Here is a 22,073-nt window from a genome sequence, read left to right as displayed (position 1 = left end):
AACCGGTTTTCACTGGGAACGCAAATCAGCAGGCATTCGGATTTTTAGCGGTGTCAGCAGAGTACTGGCACCGCCCCCACTTCCGAGTTCTGCTGCCCACACTTCCGAGTCCAAACCGAACCGCCATCCGAGGGCTGCTGGCGAATCTCCGAATCAAAACTAATTACGTGTACGGCACTTTTACTTTTTAGTACAAGTTCCTAGCTTTTCAACGTTTTCTTCGTTTTGCACTTTCTTTTCAATTTTATCAATCTCATCTTCACTTAAAATATTGATGAAATTATCACAAAACTTTTTATCAAAGACTTCAAGATCAGAGTTTGCTTTCACAAACCAGTAATATGCAAGAGGTATATCTTTGTCCAAGTATTCACCATCGAAAAATAATTGACCTAGCATTACCCTCGAGCCAACGATCCCTTGCCTTTCAGACTGCATAAACCAATAAAGTGCTTTAGTTATATCCGGCTTTTTACCAAAACCATAATAGTTTATGTGTGCCAACCTAAATTGAGATAGAGGGTTGCCATCAAAGGCTTCTTTTTTGCATACTTTTGTTACTTCATCTTGTAAGTTACTTATATTTTTTTCTGAACCCTCAGCTTTTTTAAGCTCACTAACTAAGCTTGGATATAAATTATATAAGTCCTCACAGTCACTTTTTTTATTAAAAGCAAAAGCAACTTCACAACTTATTAACGATATTAACAATACTGTCAATCTTATATTAATCATTCTCATCATAACGATACGTTCCTGTAATTGGGTCTTCGCTACATGTTAAATTACAAGCAGTTTTGACTGTATCAATGTGCCACAAGTTCACTCCGACATTCACACCTTTACCATAAATACCAAGTTTTTTCATTACTGGACTCATTCGAGGATGCTCCTCTAAAACTTCTCGGACTCTTTCTAAATTGCCAGCCATATTTTCTATATCTTGAGACATTCCATCGACACTATCAGTCAAAATTGCAATTGCAACGCACATACTCATACAGCCTGGTGTATTACTTGCAACCGGAATCTGGTCTTTAGTAGCAGAAGGGCCTCTCATAGCTTCTGTAAGAGCTGCTTTTTCCATCTGCCACCATCCGTTAGGCCCAACCACCATTCCAGGAGGACGCGGCCCACGATCTGACGCACTACCTTTCTTTAATGGTGGATAATTTGGGTTATTAAACTTACTACTAGACTTATCATCAGTCCCACCGAATGAAACTTGATTATCTGGGCTACCTTCAAAATCATCATAATTATCACCGCCACCTCCATAAGCTGCATTTTGACCAGCTGGTAGAGATGCGAACGCTGAATTACTATGATCTTCAATATTAGGAGTATTTATACTTGAAGGACTTCCGATTTCTTCAATCTTCCCAGACCAGCCAGAACCTTGATTGAAACTCATGCTCGTTTGAACACCATTACTCGTACTGGAAACGCTATCAACTTGGTAGGTATTGCCATCCGTAGTATTTACGTGAATAGAACCATCATCATTTACCGTAATATTATCGACCTCATCCATCGACATATTCCCCAAATCACAATTGTTTCCAGCATCATCACAAGCCACATACCCACTCGGATCTGTCCCTGCAAGTGGATTATTCATGATATAGCTGTAGGGGTTCATCGACTGGCTGTTGCCAGGGCTTTGAATGAATGGATCGACAGAGAGGAATCGACCGAGATTGTAGTCGTACGCGCGTCCATTCATATGTATTGTTGAATCCCTTCGATAATCCAGAACCAAGCTACCCTCAAGCCAATTCTCTGAAAATACAATAAGTTAAAGAGCTAAAGCAATCGCGTTAGTTTACTCGGTCATTTCTATTTATTCAAAGCCAAATCCTGCTTTAAACAAAGTGGTGACAAAATGGTACCGGTTTGGTAATATAAGCATTGGTACCATTTTGGCACCATCTATTGAAGAGGTATTTATTATGGCAAATGCACAAGAACGAGACCGTATTACGGCTCGTGTTCCCAAGCACATCAAAGACGATATTCAAGCAGCTGCTGATTTGGTCGGCTCGCAACTCAATGACTTTATTGTGCAAGCCGCATTGGCCAAAGCACATGAAATTATTGAGCGAGACTCTATGGTAAAGCTGACTCTGGCGGACTCTGAGGTATTCTTTAATGCTATCGACAACCCTCAAGATCCAAACGCCAAGTTAAAAGCTGCTGTTGCACGCTCACGGGAAATCGGTCTTGCTTAAGATAAGCCCGCTTTCGCGGGCATTTAATCGAGAAGACTTTGACTGTGGTTCTGAATCCCTCAATGTATTCCTAAAATCCTTAGCATTCCAGTCGCAAAAGAAAGCGACCTCTCGAACTTATGTATTACATTCTGAGGAAACCAAGCGCACCATCTTGGGTTTCTACACCTTGGTAGTTTGCACCGTATCCTCTGAAGCTTTACCCGAAGCCTATGCAAAGAAGTACAAGCCGAATATGCCTGGGGTGAACCTTGCTCGACTGGGCGTCAATACAGACTTTCAAGGCCAGGGCTATGGCGCTCACTTAATGAGCAATGCCTTATCGAAAGTATTAGAGCTTTCTGAAATCGCAGGCGCCGCAGCCTGCTTTGTCGATGCGAAAGAAGGCGCCAGAGACTTTTATTTAAACTATGGCTTTATCCCTCTGTCTTCCGATGCAAACCGACTCTTTCTTCCTATTAAGAGTATTAAGACGTTATTTAATACATAATAGTCAGACGGGTTCCCAGACTCAGATTAAACGCTACCTGTAATCGCTCAGTACCTATCATTCACTCATGGCGCTGTTCTCCTGTCTTATCCTGGGCATACGGGTGCGTTTTAAAATACACCTCCTTGAGTTTATTGGGACTAACATGGGTATACACTTGGGTTGTGGAGATATCAGAATGACCCAGCATACTTTGGATGTGTCGAATATCGGCACCATTTTCATGCATCAACGTTGCTGTAGCATGCCGCAACAAATTACATGCTCCATGCCGGTGAATGCCAACCTTCTGCATATACTTTTTCACCACATGCCCTAATTGGTACCGACGCATCCACGTCCCTTCTTTGGACAAAAACGGTGTTTCTCCAGAGCTAGGATGAGCCAGTTTAGGGCGCACTTCAATCAAGTAGCGCTCAATCCAGTAACAAGCCCTGGCTGCAATGGGGACACGCCGGTCTTTATTGCCCTTACCTTGACGCACCGTTAGCATGCGACCCTCAAAATCAATATCACCCACATCCAAGTGAGCCAGCTCCGAAGAGCGAATGCCTGAGGCAAATGAGGTTTCAAAAATGGCTCTGTCTCGAACGGGATGGGTACTACTAATCTTGATTTGATAATAAATTTTATCCAGCTCGCTCAAGGTAAAGTAACCCGTGGGTTAAACTCTAGGACACCCACAAAAATATCAAGTCTCAAGATAAACTCTAGGACACCCACAATTATTTCATTTCTTTCAAAGACGCTGGATCCAGCGGTTATCTAAGGGATTTCGACAAAGGGGCTTCTGTTAGTCGCTTAAGGTCATAGTGCGGGCAGGTAATTCTCCATGAATTGCTACTGTGACCGAAGGAAATGCCCGTGGTACATTCCCCACATCCTGGTGGGTCAGATGACAAACTTTAAATCTTTCTCGCTCTAAACTTTTTACCTTTCATTTTGCCTTTATTCAAAAGCTGTAAGGCTGTGTCGAGAACATCGGTTTTAACGGCGACGTAGGCCCAACTGTTGGCGACCTGGATCTTACCAACGTCGTTGCCTTCGATGCGGTAGTCGGCGGTGAGTGCGCCGAGGATATCACCGGGGCGGAGTTTTTGTTTTTTGCCGCCGTCAATCTGGATGGTCGACATGGGCGCTCTAAAAGTCGGTTCTTTTAAAAGCTTGGTGTCGGGCAGTCCCCAGGTTTCTAACTCCTGTCCTAGATACTCGCCGAGTCGTTTCAGTTTATGCTTTTCTTTATCGATCACTATCGAGCAGGCGTGGCCTTTGTTGCCGGCGCGACCAGTACGACCGACACGATGCACGTGGACTTCCGGGTCGCTGGCGATATGGTAGTTAATCACCAAATCCAGCGAGTCGATGTCTAGGCCTCGGGCGGCGACGTCAGTGGCGACCATAATCGAGACGCTGTTGTTACTGAAACGGATTAATGCCTGATCACGTTCTTTCTGATCCAGATCGCCGTGTAGCGCCAGGACACTGAAGCCGCTCTGTTTTAGATACTGGGTCAGGTCTTTGACGTGGCGCTTGGTGTTACAGAAAATCACAGTTGAGTCTGGGCGGAACTGTAATAACAGTAATCGCACCGCGACATCGCGCTCGCCTTCGTCGCTGATTCGGTAAAAATCCTGCTCGATACTGGCGCTGGTGTGCTGCTCTTTCGCATGGATCAAAGTCGGCTCATACATCACGCGCTCGGCGATGGCCTGAATCTCTTTAGGGTAGGTTGCGCTGAATAATAATGTCTGGCGCTGCCTTGGGATTTCTTCGACGATATTATCCATGGCATCCTGAAAGCCCATGTCTAACATTCGGTCTGCTTCGTCGAGAACCAGTGTCGATACCGAATCTAAATCCAGCGTCTGCTTATCCAGATGGTCGAGAATACGTCCCGGTGTACCGACCACGATATGGGCGCCATGCTTTAATGAATCGGCCTGTGGTCGCAGTGGCGTACCGCCACACAGGGTTAAGACTTTTACGTTGGCAATCGGTCGTGCCAGACGTCGAATTTCTTCCGCTACCTGCTCCACCAGCTCACGCGTCGGGCACATCACCACCGACTGTACCGAGAAATTTTTCGGATCGAGCTTTTGTAGAATACCTAAACCAAATACCGCCGTTTTACCCGAGCCAGTTTTGGCCTGAGCGATAACGTCCTGCCCTTCCAATACCTGCGGCAGGGCATCGGCCTGAATCGGAGTCATCCCCTCGAAACCTAACTCGGCGAGATTAGCGATTAGCTCCTGCTGTAGATCGAGCGTCGAAAATGCGGCATGACTCATGGCGATATCCTAATGGTTTCTTAGTTGTTTAGAGCAATCTGTTATTGCTTGTGTGAGAGCTGGATGAATCTTTCAGAACTGGGTTGGTCAGGCTGTTAGACAGAGAAGCAGTCTCTTATGCTGGGTGAATTATATACAGCCTTGGAGTGATGTAAAAGCGTTATCTTTCCTGTTATTGCATAAGCACTCCTTCTTAATTCGACTTGTTTGATTAAAATCATTGAGGAATCACTACCGAGCGATACAATAAAAGAAATATTCGTCGGAGTTGTCTATGAAAAAGGTTATCGCCATTCTGGTTATCCTTGTTCTGATCGCGGTTGGCGGTTATGCGGGCTGGGAATATTACAAGGAATCGCAAGAAAAGTTATGGGCAGAGAAGTCTGAGCTGGCAGCGAAAACCCTAAAGCCAATCAAGCAAGCGTTTAAATCGACCTTAATGCACGGCATGCAGCAGGGAGTGGTCGAGGCGGTCAACTACTGTAACCGAAGCATCAGGTATCACTGAAAAGCTTCCCGAAGGCGTTGAAGTGGGACGCACCAGCCATAAGGTACGTAACCCGAAAAATAAGCCGGATGCGTTGTTGGAAGGCCCCTTAAATTATTATCTCGAATTAGCCCAGGAAGAGAAGCAGGGGCGTCCCCAGATTACACAGCTTCCCGATAACAGCTGGCTTTACGTCGAGCCCATTTATGCGCAGCCAATGTGCCTAGCCTGTCATGGCTCGAATATCGACTCGAAGGTTAAGACGGTTATTGATGAAAAATATCCCGATGACGAAGCCTTTGGCTTTGAAGACGGCGATTTCCGTGGCATGTTCTGGATGAAGTTTAAAGAAGACTTTGGTGAAGACGAGTCGTAACAACTTCCCCCGTCATACGGAAGAGCTAGTTATTCGGCTCTTCCAGTTCGGTTTCGATAATAACTTTTTTATGCAGAGTTTGATGTACCGGACAGCGATCAGCAATCTCCAACATCCGTTGGCGCTGTTCGTCGGTAATGTCCGCTTCGATAATAATACTGCGCTTAAACTTATCGATCTTTCCCTTCTTTTCTTCACAATGCTCACAGTCTTGCGCATGAACCTTGTCGTGGCTGACGTTAACGATAACTTTAGAAACGTCGAGTTTTTTATGGCGTGCATACATATTCAAGGTCATGGCGGTACAGGTACCAAGGGCGGTGGACAAGAAGTCGTAAGGGTTCGGCCCAAGATTGGTTCCGCCGACATGTTCAGGTTCATCGGCTAGAAACTCATGACCATTAGCATTGACTCGACTTAAGAATCCTTCGCTCGCTTGGTTAGCAACGACCACTTCATCTTTCTCGGCTTTCAGTTTGGGCTGTTTGTTGATATCAATATACCTTTTTGCCCAACTGGCCAGCACATGGCCTGCATACAACGAGTCTTCTTTTTTACTCAGCAAATGATCGGCGTTATCCAGAGTAATAAAACTTTTCGGATGAAGCGCAGATTTATAGATTGCTTCCGCTTCGTCGATCGATACCGTATCGTCCACTGGCGAATGCATCACCATCAGCGCCTTGCGCAGACCATGAATATCGATGGCATATTGCCTAACATCATCCACAAAACCCTGCTTAAAAGTGAATGGTCTTCCCGCCAGTTCGATAGTCGCCTCCCCTTTCTGCTTTAAAGTTTCGAGCTGAGGTTCAAGCTGATGTAATACATGCTCTGGAGAAGATGGCGAGGCGATGGTCGCTACGGCTTTAGCTGATGGAATATTTTTCGCGGCGGCTAAGATCGCCGTACCGCCAAAGGAGTGACCAATGATAATTTGCGGCGCTTCATAGTTATCGCTTAGAAACTCTGCAGCGTCGATCAAGTCATTGACGTTAGTCGTAAAGCTGGTATCTGCAAACTCCCCTTTGCTGCCACCAAGACCAGTAAAATCAAAACGTAGCGTAGCAATCCCTTCATCCGCCAGTGCATTAGCGATATTGACTGCGGAATTTACGTTTTTAGTACAGGTAAAACAGTGGGCGAAAAGCGCATAAGCGGCTGTCACTGTGTGTTCCGGTTTGTGCAGAGCACCCGATAATTCCACGCCCGCTCGCGTCTTGAAGGTTACTTTCTCTTGCATAGCTCACTCCAACCATTGCCGTTTCACTATTATTAACAGCTTTCTGCCGAAATTACGAATCATGCTTATTGGAGCGAGCCTGATGCGAGGCGTTACAACCCCGCCTTACTCTAGCGAGTCATACCCAGCTCGCGTTTAAGCTTATCAATAAAGCCCTCAATATCAGCGCTATGTGTTAAGTATTTAGCCAGCACAACCTTTTTACCGTCGTTTAGTTCAGCATAGATGTTGTAGTAACGCTTGTTACCCACAGACATATTACTGCGCGATGAGATGTCCTTAACCGAGCTTCGGGGGATGGCCTGAGTCTGATCCGCTGATAGTAAACCTGCGGCAACATGTAATGTACCTGAACCAACTGTTACTTCTGTTCGATAAAACATGACGTTTAATGAGAAATAAAGCATCAGGAGGCCGATCAGACCAAAAGCGATTAAAAAGATAATCGGCGCTCCCATAAAATAGGAGCCGACTCCAGCACCCGAAAATACCAAGCCAAAAATTAACATCGAAATCGCTGCAGACTTTTGCCTCAAGGCAGGAAAATAATAACTGGTCCCCAAATTATTAATAGTTTCTTCAATGCCTAATCGTCGCCAATCACCCGCCCCATTATCGCTAAACGAATTATCAGAGTCCGTGCTCATAAACAAATCTTCTTCCGCAGGTTCGATAGCCTCACGGTGAGCCACAACGAAAGCCGGAACATCAAAAGCTAACTTCAAATCAACGCCAGGTTGTTTACGTTCGATCAACAAGACCCACTCGATTTTGTCGGAGGGGTTAGAGTCATCAGACTGCGGCTGATTCTTAGGGATGTCGAAATTAAATTCAAAACGATGGCTGCCATCAAATTGATTTTCAGCATAGGTGCGCTGATCGCTTTGCCATAGAATGGTCGTCCGTGTGCTTCTGTTCTTGCCGGTGCCAGTTTTGTATTTACGCTGACAGGTTAGGGTAATAACGGCTTCGGCATTCATCTCAAGAGGACCTCTAACCATCACCTCCCCTCTTGTTTTACCGCCAATCGCAAACGGCATGTCTTTTAGCACCATCTGCGACTGACCGTATTTTTTATGTCGTAAATAGAGCGTTACCGCGATAGCCAATAAAATAAGGCCGACCAGAGGGAATAGAAAAACCAGTAGCTTCTCTGGCTTATCCATCAGGTTGCCTTCCTGCATTACCGCAATCACTCCAGGGAGGCTAATCCCATTCCAGACGATGGCAAAAAATAAAAGGAACAAGAATCCGCTGCGGGTATTGGCCGACAGGCGATTACTCTGCCACTCTTCTCGCCATAACCATGGCTCGGAGTGGTGCTCGTCCTGTAGCCCTTGCTGTCGTTGTAGTTTCCGTCCAGAACGCCATGCAAAAATCATAATGCCAAGACCGACACCACCAAATACCAAGAGAAAGATACTTTGGAAACCCAACATGCCCCAGCGCATGGTGCGATCAACCACCGCTTGTGTCGGATCTTCCGGGTTAACCAATGCAGTCACGGTTCGACCCTTCTCCTCCGCGCTATTCAGACGATAGTACAGCTCCTGCTGATAGTGGCCGATATTGTCCGTACCACTGTAAAAAGAGAGCTGGTTAGATTGATATTGCTGTCCCTGAAACTCATATTGAAAATGTCCCGTCACACCATAAGTGGTGCTGCCTTCATCGTCCGTTGAAACCGTCTGGTCGATAGCAGACACCTGCGCGCTCACAGGCACCCAGTCGCCAGAGCGCCAGATGTCATAGGCAGAAGATAACCCCCAAGCGAAAATCCCTAAACCAGCTAGAAAGAAAATGCCGCCAAAGATAGTGGCACAACCGCTCCCTTTTTTCATTATAAACCTAACCTGTATCGTTAAAGTCCGCTAAAAATAGCAGAAAACGGGCAAAATAGGAAAGTGCATACCAACTTCGTATACCTGTTACACCCAGCATACCCTCACTATTAACAGATTGATTTGCACCATTTATAGTAAATACGTTAGGGTATTCTCAGGTTATCGAATAGGCACAAGGTCGTATCTATGAGTGAGTTACCGGATAACAAACCATCTTCAGCGTCTGCAACCAGAGAAGAGTCCTCTATTGCACCTCCCCCTGCAATCCTCTCTGAGCTTGCTCAAAAAGCCGGCGTGAACTTTAATGGCTCCCAGCCCTGCGATATTCAGGTTCTTAACGATACCGCATATCACCGCATCCTGACTCAAGGCTCCCTGGGCCTCGGCGAGAGCTATATGGATGGCATGTGGGAGTGCCAGCAACTGGATGAGTTATTTCACCGACTACAAAGAGCTGAAGTCGAAAACCAGCTGGGAGGAGTGGCGCGGTTGCGACTCGCCATCGAAGTGATACGACAGAATCTGTTCAATCGACAGAACGAAAAACGCGCCTATGAAGTTGGCGAACGCCATTATGATATCGGCAACGACATCTTCGAAGCCATGCTCGATCCAACCATGAACTACTCCTGCGCCTACTGGGCTAATGCCAACGATCTGGAACAGGCGCAGCTGGATAAGCTCGACCTTATCTGCCGCAAACTGGAGCTGAAACCCGGAGAAAGCGTACTCGATATCGGCTGTGGCTGGGGCGGTTTTGCGCGTTTTGCTGCGGAAAATTACTCGGTCAAAGTCCACGGTATCACCATTTCAAAAGAGCAAAAGAAACTGGCCGAACAACGTTGCCGCGATCTCCCCGTGACTATTGAGTTGCAGGACTACCGTAAAGTCAACGGCCAATTCGATAAGATCGTCTCCATTGGCATGTTCGAGCATGTGGGGCCGAAAAACTACGCGACTTATTTCGATACCGTGTTACGCCTGTTAAAGGATAGCGGCCTGTTTTTATTACACACCATCGGCAAATACAAAAGCACTCCTCACGTCGATCCCTGGATTAATAAATACATTTTCCCCAACGGCAAAATCCCATCTGCAGTTCAAATCAGTAAGGCGCTGGATGGGCGGCTCAATATAGAAGACTGGCACAACTTTGGGCCCGATTACGAGAAAACCTTACTCGCCTGGTGGCAGCGCTTTAACAATGCCTGGGACACATTATCGAAAAACTATGATCAGCGCTTTTATCGCATGTGGAAATATTACCTGCATTGCAGCGCTGGTTTCTTCCGCTCCAAACAGGGCCAGCTTTGGCAATTGGTATTAAGCAAAAGAGGACGCCGCGGAACCTATCGTTCGGTTAGGTAATTCCAATGCCACTACTTATTGTTAAGGAGCTTACTCTTTGCATAGCTAAGTATCCACAGCAAAGTTGTTACCTGAATGCCCACAGATATAACTGTGGCTAATATGGCTATAGTCAAGGTGACATTACCTTGATACCAATCCCTGAAAGTTTCTACCGATAACATCAGCACCACTCCTATCAGGATATACAGAAAAAATATCAAGAATTGAGAAAACGTTTTTTTAAAGTGGAGGAACATAATAGCCAGCAGGGATATCAGGAACAATAAGATTATGACGACTTCTTTAGTGAAATTGTCTGAAAAGCTAAAAGGCAGAGTTAATGCAATCATTTTGTAGCCAGTAACATATAGCAGGTATGTTACTGCTAGCCAAAAGACGATTTTTATTGTTTTTAGCATGTCCTTTCCCACTTACTAAACTGTTTCTCATAAACTTTATCACACATACCGACCTCTTTGTCGCTGGTAGTACCTTTTCAACCTAAAAACACGTTACAATAGCGCCATATTTTTATTTGGAGTTCTACTTTTATGATTATTAAGCCGAAAGTACGTGGTTTCGTTTGTACCACGGCGCACCCTCAGGGTTGCATCGCTCACGTTAATGAGCAGATTGAGTATGTTAAAAATAATAAACCTGCTGGCGAAGGCCCAAAGAATGTATTAGTTATCGGTTCTTCTACGGGTTATGGCTTGGCATCGCGTATTGTGTCGGCGTTTGGTTATGGCGCAAAAACGTTAGGCTTGTTCTTTGAAAAAGAGCCTACCGAGAAAAAGCCGGGTACGGCAGGCTGGTACAACAACCGTGGATTCGAGATTGCAGCTGATGAAGCAGGTCTTTGGAATAAAAGCATTAACGGCGACGCTTTCTCGAATCAGGCCAAAGAAGACGCGATTAAAATCATCAAAGAAGAGATGGGGAAAATCGATTTAGTAGTTTACTCGTTAGCTTCTCCGCGTCGTCAGGATCCAGAAACGGGCAAAGTCTATAAGTCTGTGCTTAAGCCTATCGGTGAAGCGGTCACTGAGAAGACATTAAATACAGATAAAGGTTTGGTCCACGATATTTCTATCGACCCAGCATCTGATGAAGACATCCAGAACACTATCAAAGTGATGGGCGGCGAAGACTGGGAGCTTTGGATGAAGGCGCTGGACGAAGCCGGTGTCTTAGCTGATGGCGTTAAAACCACGGCTTATACCTATATCGGTAAGAAGCTGACTTGGCCAATTTATGGTCACGCGACAATTGGTAAGGCTAAAGAAGATCTGGATCGCGCGTCTCATGCCATTCATGAAAAGCTACAAGAAAAATATAATGGTACGGCGAACGTTTCGGTCTTAAAAGCTGTGGTAACGCAAGCAAGCTCAGCGATTCCTGTGATGCCACTATATATTTCGTTGCTGTATAAAGTGATGAAAGAAAACGGTGTGCACGAAGGTCCTATCGAGCAAATTTATCAGCTCATCGTCAATCAGATGTTTGGTGACGACGCGACTTATGACGATACTCGCCGCTTCCGCGTCGATTTGAAGGAGCTTGATGACAAGATCCAGGGTGAGGTTGAGCGTCTATGGGACATCGCGACAACAGAAAATATCGACGAGATCTCGGACTACAAAGGCTACCAGCACGAATTCTTTAAGCTGTTTGGCTTTGAAGTTGATGGTGTGGATTACGATAAGGACACCAGTCCTATCGTGTAACCTTATACCGCTTTATATTAAAAGGCGTCCTAAAGGACGCCTTTTTTATTAAGTCATTTCAGACACATTTAAAGTCACATATGCATCAATTTAACTAATCCTTTCCAATTCAATGCAGATGTGATTTTTCGTTAAAGTCACCTACGCATCAACTGTCAATTTTCTTTACAACCCCTTGTAAATCAAAGACCTCATTCGTGGACTGGTTAACATTTTAACCATAACAGGCATGGAAAATCAGAATAAATAGAGTTAATCTATTTAACAAGTTTGAGCATCATTGTCTTCCCTAACAAGCTAATTGCTCTACGGAGCGAAAAGACAAAGGTTTATCAATGCGCAAGCCATTAGCCCACCACCTGGTGGGCATTTTTTTGTCCAAAAATAACTATTTCAACCAGGCCAGTATTTGATATAACGTCGCGATGCGAGTGTTCAGATCACTCTCTTCAAGGATAGCCTGTTTTTGCTGTTCGCTGACGGGCAGGAATTCCGTTAAACGCTCCACAATAAAATCCATGTGTTGCCAACGCTCCGGACTATCGAGGATCTCAACCTGTGGGTGTTGCGCCAGGTCATTCAGTAGTTGAATCAGTTCGCCCTGCTCATCCTTAATGGGCTTCGGCTCCATATTACCAATAAGCGACACGTTAGCGCTGATTAAGTTGTCCGGCATAACAGACGAGGAATTAATCTTAAAGCGTTGTTTACCCAGGCAAGTAATCAACAGAATACCGTCATCTTTTTGATCAAAATCGACAATTTCAACATAGGTACCGACCGTGTAAGGTGTCGCCGGGATACCGGTCTCATTACCCTTTTTGATTAAACAAACGCCAAAGCCCTCATTATTCGAGAGCTGTTTGGCAATCATGTCCAGGTAGCGCTGCTCAAATATTTGTAGGCGAAGCACGCTCTCTGGAAATACGACCCGCCGTAGCGGGAAGATCGGAAGAACTCGATTGTCTACCGTATCAGGCACGGAGACCAATACCTCGATTCAACAAGTAGATGGCAAAGCTGGTTAGCAGCGCAATGAAAACCAGAATGATGGCAAAGGCCACGCCGATCTGGATGTCCGAGCTACCGAGAAAACCATAACGGAAGGCATTCACCATGTAGATGATAGGGTTCAGTTTCGATACCCCCTGCCAAAACTCAGGCAATAGACTGATAGAATAGAACACACCACCTAAATAGGTCAATGGAGTCAGGATAAAGGTCGGTACGATGGCGACATCGTCGAACTTCTTGGCGAAAACAGCATTAATTAGGCCACCGATAGCAAACAGCACTGAGGTTAAAAAGACTACGCTGAAAACAACCCAGATATTATGGATCTGTAAGTCAACGAAGAACGAAGCAATGATAGTAACGATCAGTCCTGTCAGTAAGCCGCGTAAAACACCGCCGCCAACATACCCAGCAAGAATTACCCAATTGGATACCGGAGAAACCATCATTTCCTCAATCGAACGCTGATACTTGGAGCTAAAGAATGAGGAGACGACATTTCCGTAGGAGTTAGTAATCACTGACATCATGATCAAGCCAGGAACGATGTATTCCATATAGTCGAAACCATCCATCTCACCAACTCTCGAACCAATCAGGTTGCCGAAAATCACGAAATACAAAGTCATGGTGATCGCTGGTGGTAATAAGGTCTGTGACCAGATACGGGTCCAACGCATAATTTCTTTAACAACAATCGTTTGGAAGGCGACTAAGTTCATGCTACAGAACCTCCTTTTGGACTCTCAACCAGTCTGACAAATAACTCCTCAAGACGATTGGCTTTATTGCGCATACTTAATACCGTAATGTCATGTTTACTTAATTCCTGGAATACACCATTCACGCCAGCGCCTTTATGCACATCGACTTCAATGGTGGTTTCGTCACGGACCCGCACATCGTAGCCGTTTAACTCCGGCATTTGCGTCGGCAGACCAGTGGTATCCAGCACAAAAGTTTCCATATCCAGCTTGGCCAGAAGCCCCTTCATGCTGGTATTCTCGGCGATTTCACCATGGTTGATAATGGCGATATTACGGCATAAACTTTCCGCTTCTTCCAGGTAGTGTGTGGTCAATACGATAGTGGTCTTTTTCTCTTTATTCAGGTTTTCCATGAAATCCCACATCGAGCGACGCAGCTCAATATCCACACCTGCTGTAGGCTCATCTAAAATCAAGAGTCTGGGTTCATGAATCAAACCACGTGCAATCATCAACCGGCGTTTCATTCCACCGGACAATTCACGCGACTGTGCATCACGCTTATCCCACAAACCCAGCTGTTCAAGCAATGGCTGTGCACGCTTCTTAGCTTCTTTGCGCGAAATACCATAGTAGCCTGCCTGCTGCAGTATAATCTGCTCAACGCCTTCAAACATATTGAAGTTGAACTCCTGGGGAACCAGACCTAACTGTTTCTTGGCATTGGTCAGATCGGTATCAATATCATGGCCAAACACTTCGACCTTGCCCGCGCTTTTGTTGACCAGCGAGCTGATAACTCCGATTGCAGTGGATTTACCGGCGCCGTTAGGCCCTAAGAGTGCAAAGAAATCACCTTCCTCTACTTCAAGGCTAATGCCTTTCAAGGCCTGAGTACCATTATCGTAAGTTTTGCATAAGTCTTTGATGGATAATGCTTTTGTCATTATTTACTCTTCGTTGTTATAGCTTTAGCTATCGTAATTGAATAGTTAGTTGCCATTGTATCCCCAGCGATGACCGAGATTGTGCTTAATATCCAGATGGTCGAGGATCCTCGCCACCATAAAGTCGACCAAGTCATCAATCGACTTCGGATCATTATAAAAACCGGGAGAAGCCGGCATAATGGTGACGCCCATTCGCGACAGGCGCGTCATGTTTTCCAGATGGATGGTGTTGAACGGCGTTTCACGCGGTACTACAAGCAATTGACCTCGCTCTTTCATCACCACGTCGGCTGCACGCTCAATCAGGTTATCCGAAGCGCCATTGGCAATCGCACTCAAGGTGCCAGTGCTACAAGGGCAGATAATCATCTGCTTCGGTGCGCTGGAGCCGCTAGCTACTGGTGACATCCAGTTATCGCTGGAAAAGGCCTGAATTTTACCTGCTTCAAGATTAAGTTGCTGTGATAATTCCTTTTCAATACTGCTCGGCGACTTGTTAACCTGCACCCCACACTCTGTCGCCAATACCACCCGCGCGGCACTGGACAACATTAAGTAAACTTTATCGTAGTGCTGGGTGAGTTGCTGCAACAATCTCAACGCATATGGAGCTCCCGATGCCCCGGTGATCGCTAGCGTAATTGCATTAACTGAACTATTCATTATGCGCTAATTGCTCCAATAACTTGCCGTGAATACCACCAAACCCACCATTACTCATGACCAGTATTTGGTCGCCCGATTGTACCATTTTTGCCACGGCTTGCAGAATGTCCTCAACCGTACTTAATATTTGGACACTTTTCAGTTTATCAAGTTGTTGTTGCGGAAACTGCCACTCAAACTCAGCCGGTTTGTGAATGATCACTTCGTCTGCTTCAACTAGCGCCGGGATAAGCGTATCTTTATGGATGCCCGAGCGCATGGTGGCCGAGCGCAAATCTAAAATAGCGATAATTTTTTTCGCGCCAACTTTCTTGCGGAAACCTGACAGAGTCGTTTTAACTGCCGTCGGGTGATGCGCGAAATCATCATAAACCGCGATACCGCCCGCTTCGCCCTTGAATTCCATACGACGTTTAACATTTTTAAACGCGGATAAAGCATCACAGCAATGATGTGCCGGCACGCCAGCGTGACGCGCTGCAGCGATCGAAGCCAGGCCATTGACCACATTATGCATACCAATCAATTCCCACTGAACCTCGCCCTGCTTGGCGCCAGCAAAAAAGACTTCAAACTGACTGCCGTCCTGTTGCAACAACTTAAACTGCCAACCATCGTCGGGACCGATCAATTCTTTCTGCGACCAGAAGCCCATCTTAATCACGTCCTGCAGGTGCTGTTCATTGTCAGGATATATCACCAGCCCATTCCCCGGCACGATACGGATCAGATGGTGGAATTGAGTTTTGATCGCCTCAATGTCTTTAAATATATCGGCGTGATCGAACTCGAGGTTGTTCATGATCAGGGTGCGCGGACGGTAATGTACAAACTTGGAACGCTTATCGAAGAAGGCAGTGTCGTATTCATCGGCTTCGACCACAAAGAAAGGCGAGTCGGTTAGTCGCGCCGACAGACCAAAGTTCTCGGGAACACCACCGATTAAAAACCCAGGATTGAGGTTGGCATATTCCAAGATCCAGGCCGTCATGCTCGCCGTCGTGGTTTTACCGTGCGTACCAGATGCTGCCAGCACCCACTTATCTTTTAAGATATTCTCCGCAAGCCATTGTGGTCCGGAGCGATAGTTTAAGCCCTGCTCCAGCACACACTCGACTGAAGGATTACCACGCGACATGGCATTACCCACCACCACACAGTCGGTGTGCTCAGGAATGTGCTTGGGCTCAAAACCCTGAATCAGCTCAATTCCCTGCTCCTCCAGCTGAGTACTCATGGGTGGATAAACGTTCTGGTCACTACCACTGACCGATATGCCCTGCTGCTTTGCCAACAACGCAATCCCGCCCATAAAGGTGCCACAAATACCTAGAATATGAATATGCATCGAATATTTGGAATCTATTGTTATGAAACTTTGCTGACAATCATAAGCCAAGCATGATTTTTCGTCATCTTTTCGGGAAAGAAATCTTAAAATACGGTAAAATCGCCACAATTTTGCGGGTTTCTTGGCCCAAAGTATCAAATTCAGTAAATGAGCTGAACTATTCGCGTAACGAGCACAACAGCAAGCGCGGCAAAATTAGCGATAAACGATGATTTTATGAATAGATAAATGAAGAGTTTTGAGCAAATTTTAACAATGCTTGCGGTAGCGCAGTAGCTAATAGAAAGCTCGATAGCACAGTTTTCAAAGGAAATTCTATGCCTAAGAAAAAGTACAACGCCTTCTACGCCCAGTCTGGCGGCGTAACAGCAGTGATCAACGCAACCGCCTGTGGCGTGATTGAAACAGCTCGTAAGTCACTTAACATCAATAAAGTTTACGCAGGTCGTAACGGTATTATCGGTGCCTTGCGTGAAGAGTTGATCGATACCAGCAAAGAGAGTAAGAAAGACATTGCTGCACTGAAGCACACTCCCTCGGGTGCCTTTGGTTCATGTCGCCATAAGTTGCGCAGTATTGAAGAAAACAAGGCGGAGTATGAGCGCTTAATCGAAGTATTTAAAGCTCACGATATTCGTTATTTCTTCTATAACGGCGGCGGTGACTCACAGGATACCGCACACAAGGTATCGCAATTGAGTGAAAAGATGGGCTTCCCCATCATCTGTATTGGTATTCCAAAAACTGTAGATAACGATCTACCAATTACCGACAACTGCCCGGGCTTTGGTTCAGTCGCGAAATACGTTGCCGTTTCGATCCGCGAAGCCGCCTTCGACGTTAAATCTATGGCAGAAACATCGACCAAAGTCTTCGTTATGGAAGTTATGGGACGTCATGCTGGCTGGATTGCTGCCGCAGGTGGCCTGGCCTGCGAAAAAGAAGGCGATGCGCCGCACATTATCCTATTCCCGGAAATTGCCTTTAATAAAGAAAAATTCCTGAAGAAGGTCGAGCGTACGGTCAAAAAACATGGCTATTGTGCTATCGTGGTTTCTGAAGGTACGGCCTATAAAGACGGTACTTTCCTCGCTGACGCCGGCACTGTCGATGCGTTCGGCCATAAACAACTGGGCGGTGTGGCACCAGTTGTTGCAAACATGATCAAAGACGAGCTGGGTTATAAGTATCACTGGGCCGTCTGTGATTACCTGCAACGTGCCGCTCGCCATATTGCATCTGCGACAGATGTTGACCAAGCTTATGCCATGGGTCAAGCCGCCGTTGAATTTGCAGATGCGGGCAAAAATGCTGTCATGCCGACCATTGTTCGCAAAAATACAAAAAGCTATCGCTGGACGGTGGGTGAAGCAAAGCTGGCTGACGTAGCAAACGTTGAGAAGATGATGCCACGTAAATACATTAAACGCGATGGCTTCGGTATTACCGAAGAATGTCGTGAGTATTTGCAGCCTCTGATTGAAGGGGAAGCGTACCCGCCATACAAGAATGGCTTACCGCAGTACGTTGAACTAAAAAACGAACTGGTCAAAAAAAAGCTAAAAACCAAGTTCGAGATCTAGAACGGTAAAGGCCCCAACGGGGCCTTTTATTTTTGGTGCTCGGTTAGCTACTGATTATCCATATTAAACTCGATTTTAACCGTCTGTCCTCGACTGGCGACAGACTGCCCATTGCTCAGGGCCGGCTTAAACTTCCATTTTTTCAATGCCCTCATCGCCTCTCTATCGAATATTTTTCTGGGCTCAGAATCCATCACTGAGATGTTCGATAAGGTGCCACTGGCATCGACGTCATATTTCAATAGAACCCAACCTTCTACTCCTTCAATTTGAGCTTTTACCGGGTAATTGGGTTGAGTCCTGTACATTGGCATGACACTGGCATCCTGAACAGCTAACATTCCTTCCAGCCCAATACTAACACCGGTTAAAGGTGCGACTTCTGGGACGAGTGTCGAAAAGCTTTCGGCATCAACCTCAACTTCGGCCGTCTCAATAACCTGGCCCGTCGTGGATGGTGTCTGCTCAATGACCGGAAGTTTGGGTGGTTCTGGCCGACTTTTTGGAGGTTCTGGCTTTTCTTCTGGCATCGTCAGATTCGAAAGCTCTACTGGCTCAGGCTGTGGCTCGGATTTCACCTGTTCATCTTTAATAAACAGACTCATCAGAAACAATAAAGCAGTCGTTACGATAGCGGCTATCAGCACGGATATCATTATTCTCATTGTCTTCCCCTTTTCGTTATCGTTGCAGTTCTATAAACGTACAGATTAGAAAAAGGGGTTAAAAAATTTTCGATTGCTTTATAATCAGGTAAATTATAAATGCCGAGACATCATAATAACGATTGAAGGAACAAGAGACTTGTCATGTTATTAATACCTGCAGAGAATGCAATATCGAAAAAAAAACCGCCGTATTTAACAGTAACGCTCATCTTACTGAATATTTTTGCGTATATTTTCCTGCAGGGACAGGATAATGATGTATTTGAAGATGCATTTGAATATTACGTGGAAGCGGAGCTACTGGAGCAGGAAAAAGAAGTTTTTGAGGAATACGCTTTAGATAACCGAGTTGATGTCTATAACTCCATTCGTGGCAACTCTATGTTACCCGATGAGTACCTTGTTCAGATGATCATTTTGGATAAGCACTTCTCTAATTATATTCAGGATCTGAGTAGCTACTCACTGGAATGGCGACAAAAACGAGACAAACTTAATAACATTCTCGAAGAGACGTCTCTCTATAGTTACGCCTATTACCCATCTGAACCCAGCGTCTTTACTGCATTTACTCATATGTTCATGCATGGTGGGATCGATCACCTGCTCGGTAATATGCTTTTCCTGTTCCTGTTCGGCTTTAATCTAGAACTGCTAATGGGTCGCGGTAAGACACTTACGCTTTATATTTTATCTGGCCTGTCTGCGGTTCTATTTTTCTCATTTACTACCAAAGATCCATACACACCTCTGGTAGGAGCTTCTGGTGCTATTGCCGGCTTGATGGGCGGCTTTGGCGGTTGGTATGGACTAAAAAATATCCGATATTTTTACTGGTTCTTTGTCATTTTCGACTACATCAAGCTACCTGCGGCCTTGGTCTTTTTGTTCTGGTTAGCTAAAGAATTCATTATGTCCACCATGCAGGACGACAATGTCGCCTATATGGCTCACTTTGGCGGGTTAGTCGCAGGCTTTTTGTGTGCCATCGTCTTTAAGCTAATGCAAAAACCATCCGAGGAAACTTCGCTAGAAACTGTCGAAACAGAAACCGGCTCAGACAATCAACATAAACTAAAGTATGAGCAAGCGAATGAAGCCTTCCAGCAGCTGGATTTTGAACGAGCTCGAATATTATTAACGGAACTGATTGAGCAGGATCCGCTCAATATTCATTACTACACAAAACTCTTTACCTTAGAAAAAATCACGCCCAACTCAAGAAAATTTGAAGAGTTCTGCAACCTTATTCTGCTCAGATCGCTAAACGATAATCGCTTTGCAAAACTGGCTGACGTGGCGCTGGGAGAAATAACCAGCAACGGTAATGGCTTAAAAGCTCTACCGGCCGATACGCTGGTGAATTATGCCGGCGCCCTGATCAAGAAAGGACAGCTTCACCAGGCCAGACCTATCATTAACTTCCTGGTAAAACATTACGATTTTAATGAAGGAGTGCCAAAGCTACTGTTTCGCTTCGGCCTGGCCTGTGAACAAAACAATGATCACATTACCTACAAAAAAATCTTTAACTATTTAAGCCAAAAACACCCAGAAACATTTGTGGGTGAAGAAGCGAAGAAAGCTTTAAGTAAACCTTAAAGCTTTCATTAATTGCGGATATAGCGGTAAGAAGACCGATCAGGCTGAGGGTAATTTATGCTGCATGGAGCGACAAACCTGCCTCAGCTGCTCCGCTTCTCGTTGGTGTGCTCCATTAGGGTATTTGCTCAATAACGTATCAAGAACTTTCAAAGCTTTTGTATCATCGTTCATGGCTTCTGATTCAAAGCGAGCTCGAGCCAGCATCAACCACGGCAAATTTAGATCGCTCTTCATCTTCTCCGAGATACTGCATAATTTTTTTACTTCGTCAGCATAACGCTTATGCTTCATCTGCTTCACAAGAACGGCTCGGGCCCGGGCATTCATCGGCTTAAAGCGTGGTTCAAAGCCAATCATGTTTTCGTATAATCTCAATGCTTCGGCAGACACCTGCTCAAGATTAGGGTTATCAAAGTAGTTTTTAGCAGCTTTTAGTGCTCCGGCCGGATTTTGCCTTGCAATATTCAATCGCACCAAACGCTCCAGCGCTTTTACCGTGTGTTGTTTATTTTCAGCCAACTCATACAGTACATGCTCGGCATCTTCGAAACGTCCTTCCTGAACATAAACGTCTGACTTAGCCAACAACCTTTTGATTGGGGCATCCTCAGATTCATTATCAAGTAAATTCTCATATTCAATACCATATCCCAGCTCATTGTGGTATTGAAAGGCGACATAGCCAAACATATTAAACTTAACGATATAAAAATAAGCTCCTGCGCCAAATAATAACGGATAGGCGATAGCCTGAGGCAACCAGAAATGAATTTCACTCATGGCAAAGCCCAAGCCGTTATCAATTAAATATGAAAAGCCGAATAACAATAAATACGGCCAACCAACGGCTTTAATACAGGTAGCGATACGAGCCGGATTCAGCGCTGAAAAAACATGCTTCTCCATGGCTAAAATAATCAAAATCGCCGGCATACTGAACGATATCAAGGCTAAATATATTTGCAGCGCTGTTAATCCCATAGGGACAATCGCAAAGTAGCCAATGACTATTAGTATTAAGAAAAGCCCCATGACCTTACCCGTCATTCCCTCAGAGTCAAAAATGATGGCTTCATCATAGCTCGGCGCCTCGAAGTTACCTTTTGCCGTTGTGATCAAAACCTTAAAAACATAACCAATACCTATTGAGAATAGAGTGATAAGCAATAAACGGTTTAAAATCCAGAAAGGTATAAAGTCGTTGATTAAACCGATAACAAAGGCGATCCCCATATAGAGCATCAAAAAGTTCATAGCCCCCTTCTGCCAGGGGTACTTATTAAAATCTGATAACTTATTCCAGAAAGGCGTCACCTTATCGCTCACTCCCAACGAATTGAGGTGGCTACGACAAAGCAAGCAGCGAGGCGCAATTTCTCGCTCGTTCATATCACAGCAGTTTAAACAAAAAGAGATATCACAATCGTGACAAAACCACTGCGCCTTCTCTTGTGTATGATATTTACAGTTCATTCCCTGTCCTTGTTCTTTGT

The 22,073-nt window shown here is 45.3% G+C and carries 20 protein-coding genes and 1 pseudogene; 8 read left to right on the top strand and 13 right to left on the bottom strand.

Going from position 1 to position 22,073, the window contains the following annotated elements:
* Window positions 1-180: 180 nt before the first annotated feature.
* Together H7708_RS13050 and H7708_RS13530 are read right to left on the bottom strand one after the other, a co-directional pair.
* Window positions 181-744: a tetratricopeptide repeat protein gene (locus H7708_RS13050; RefSeq protein ID WP_223671307.1), complete on the bottom strand. Its 564-nt coding sequence runs from the start codon at window positions 742-744 to the stop codon at window positions 181-183.
* A gap of 837 nt (window positions 745-1,581) precedes the next feature.
* Window positions 1,582-1,732 (bottom strand): annotated as a pseudogene (locus tag H7708_RS13530) (RHS repeat-associated core domain-containing protein); the annotation flags it as partial.
* A gap of 220 nt (window positions 1,733-1,952) precedes the next feature.
* Here H7708_RS13530 and H7708_RS13040 point away from each other — a divergent pair.
* Both H7708_RS13040 and H7708_RS13035 read left to right on the top strand, forming a co-directional pair.
* Window positions 1,953-2,231, top strand: coding sequence for a type II toxin-antitoxin system TacA family antitoxin (locus H7708_RS13040; RefSeq protein WP_223671305.1), 279 nt, complete (start codon window positions 1,953-1,955; stop codon window positions 2,229-2,231).
* Complete coding sequence (locus H7708_RS13035; protein WP_223671304.1) at window positions 2,224-2,721, top strand: GNAT family N-acetyltransferase; 498 nt, start codon at window positions 2,224-2,226, stop codon at window positions 2,719-2,721. The genes H7708_RS13040 and H7708_RS13035 overlap by 8 nt, the downstream gene beginning before the upstream one ends.
* A 61-nt stretch (window positions 2,722-2,782) precedes the next feature.
* Here the strand turns inward: H7708_RS13035 and H7708_RS13030 are convergent, their stop codons facing one another.
* Window positions 2,783-3,367 (bottom strand): tyrosine-type recombinase/integrase, encoded by a 585-nt coding sequence (locus H7708_RS13030; RefSeq protein ID WP_223671303.1) that lies wholly within the window; start codon window positions 3,365-3,367, stop codon window positions 2,783-2,785.
* Between the two features lie 259 nt (window positions 3,368-3,626).
* Entirely contained in the window at window positions 3,627-5,009 is a 1,383-nt protein-coding gene (dbpA, locus tag H7708_RS13025; protein WP_223671302.1) for an ATP-dependent RNA helicase DbpA, read from the bottom strand.
* Between the two features lie 274 nt (window positions 5,010-5,283).
* Between dbpA and H7708_RS13020 the strand changes: the two genes are divergently transcribed.
* Together H7708_RS13020 and H7708_RS13015 are read left to right on the top strand one after the other, a co-directional pair.
* Window positions 5,284-5,517: an HlyD family secretion protein gene (locus H7708_RS13020; RefSeq protein WP_223671301.1), complete on the top strand. Its 234-nt coding sequence runs from the start codon at window positions 5,284-5,286 to the stop codon at window positions 5,515-5,517.
* 22 nt (window positions 5,518-5,539) lie between these two features.
* Window positions 5,540-5,872 (top strand): Tll0287-like domain-containing protein, encoded by a 333-nt coding sequence (locus H7708_RS13015; protein ID WP_328798991.1) that lies wholly within the window; start codon window positions 5,540-5,542, stop codon window positions 5,870-5,872.
* Between the two features lie 25 nt (window positions 5,873-5,897).
* On the opposite strand, the gene H7708_RS13010 is transcribed toward H7708_RS13015, so the two are convergent.
* Together H7708_RS13010 and H7708_RS13005 are read right to left on the bottom strand one after the other, a co-directional pair.
* Window positions 5,898-7,115: a bifunctional alpha/beta hydrolase/OsmC family protein gene (locus tag H7708_RS13010; protein WP_223671300.1), complete on the bottom strand. Its 1,218-nt coding sequence runs from the start codon at window positions 7,113-7,115 to the stop codon at window positions 5,898-5,900.
* Between the two features lie 110 nt (window positions 7,116-7,225).
* A complete protein-coding gene (locus H7708_RS13005) occupies window positions 7,226-8,956 on the bottom strand; it encodes a DUF3592 domain-containing protein (protein ID WP_223671299.1) in 1,731 nt (576 codons plus the stop codon).
* A 189-nt stretch (window positions 8,957-9,145) separates the two neighbouring features.
* Here H7708_RS13005 and cfa point away from each other — a divergent pair, with 189 nt between their 5' ends.
* Both cfa and fabV read left to right on the top strand, forming a co-directional pair.
* Window positions 9,146-10,327 (top strand): cyclopropane fatty acyl phospholipid synthase, encoded by a 1,182-nt coding sequence (gene cfa / locus H7708_RS13000; protein WP_223671298.1) that lies wholly within the window; start codon window positions 9,146-9,148, stop codon window positions 10,325-10,327.
* A gap of 533 nt (window positions 10,328-10,860) precedes the next feature.
* Window positions 10,861-12,036 (top strand): enoyl-ACP reductase FabV, encoded by a 1,176-nt coding sequence (gene fabV, locus H7708_RS12995; protein WP_223671297.1) that lies wholly within the window; start codon window positions 10,861-10,863, stop codon window positions 12,034-12,036.
* Between the two features lie 388 nt (window positions 12,037-12,424).
* On the opposite strand, the gene H7708_RS12990 is transcribed toward fabV, so the two are convergent.
* The 5 genes from H7708_RS12990 to mpl are packed head-to-tail and all read right to left on the bottom strand — an operon-like array spanning window position 12,425 to window position 16,721.
* On the bottom strand, window positions 12,425-13,018 hold the full coding sequence (locus H7708_RS12990) for an LON peptidase substrate-binding domain-containing protein (RefSeq protein ID WP_223671296.1): 594 nt from the start codon (window positions 13,016-13,018) through the stop codon (window positions 12,425-12,427).
* Window positions 13,011-13,772, bottom strand: a complete 762-nt coding sequence (locus tag H7708_RS12985; RefSeq protein ID WP_223671295.1) for an ABC transporter permease — start codon at window positions 13,770-13,772, stop codon at window positions 13,011-13,013. The genes H7708_RS12990 and H7708_RS12985 overlap by 8 nt, the downstream gene beginning before the upstream one ends.
* A complete protein-coding gene (locus tag H7708_RS12980) occupies window positions 13,769-14,704 on the bottom strand; it encodes an ABC transporter ATP-binding protein (protein ID WP_223671294.1) in 936 nt (311 codons plus the stop codon). The genes H7708_RS12985 and H7708_RS12980 overlap by 4 nt, the downstream gene beginning before the upstream one ends.
* Before the next feature lie 45 nt (window positions 14,705-14,749).
* Window positions 14,750-15,370, bottom strand: a complete 621-nt coding sequence (locus H7708_RS12975; protein ID WP_223671293.1) for a flavin prenyltransferase UbiX — start codon at window positions 15,368-15,370, stop codon at window positions 14,750-14,752.
* The gene (gene mpl / locus H7708_RS12970) at window positions 15,363-16,721 is read right to left on the bottom strand and encodes a UDP-N-acetylmuramate:L-alanyl-gamma-D-glutamyl-meso-diaminopimelate ligase (RefSeq protein WP_223671292.1); all 1,359 of its coding nucleotides are present in this window, start codon (window positions 16,719-16,721) and stop codon (window positions 15,363-15,365) included. The genes H7708_RS12975 and mpl overlap by 8 nt, the downstream gene beginning before the upstream one ends.
* Window positions 16,722-17,041: 320 nt before the next feature.
* Between mpl and H7708_RS12965 the strand changes: the two genes are divergently transcribed.
* Window positions 17,042-18,307: a 6-phosphofructokinase gene (locus H7708_RS12965; RefSeq protein WP_223671291.1), complete on the top strand. Its 1,266-nt coding sequence runs from the start codon at window positions 17,042-17,044 to the stop codon at window positions 18,305-18,307.
* Between the two features lie 47 nt (window positions 18,308-18,354).
* Here H7708_RS12965 and H7708_RS12960 read toward each other — a convergent pair whose 3' ends face one another.
* Window positions 18,355-18,972, bottom strand: coding sequence for an energy transducer TonB (locus tag H7708_RS12960; protein ID WP_223671290.1), 618 nt, complete (start codon window positions 18,970-18,972; stop codon window positions 18,355-18,357).
* A 144-nt stretch (window positions 18,973-19,116) separates the two neighbouring features.
* On the opposite strand from H7708_RS12960, the gene H7708_RS12955 reads away from it, so the two are divergent.
* Window positions 19,117-20,577, top strand: coding sequence for a rhomboid family intramembrane serine protease (locus tag H7708_RS12955; protein WP_223671289.1), 1,461 nt, complete (start codon window positions 19,117-19,119; stop codon window positions 20,575-20,577).
* Between the two features lie 39 nt (window positions 20,578-20,616).
* Here H7708_RS12955 and H7708_RS12950 read toward each other — a convergent pair whose 3' ends face one another.
* Window positions 20,617-22,053, bottom strand: a complete 1,437-nt coding sequence (locus tag H7708_RS12950) for a hypothetical protein (protein WP_223671288.1) — start codon at window positions 22,051-22,053, stop codon at window positions 20,617-20,619.
* Window positions 22,054-22,073: the final 20 nt, after the last annotated feature.

Origin of the sequence: Kangiella shandongensis (genome assembly GCF_020005365.1) — a bacterium.
Classification (GTDB): domain Bacteria; phylum Pseudomonadota; class Gammaproteobacteria; order Enterobacterales; family Kangiellaceae; genus Kangiella; species Kangiella shandongensis.
The sequence above is the reverse complement of the archived record's forward strand: the minus strand, read 5'-3'. Positions and strand labels throughout refer to the sequence as shown.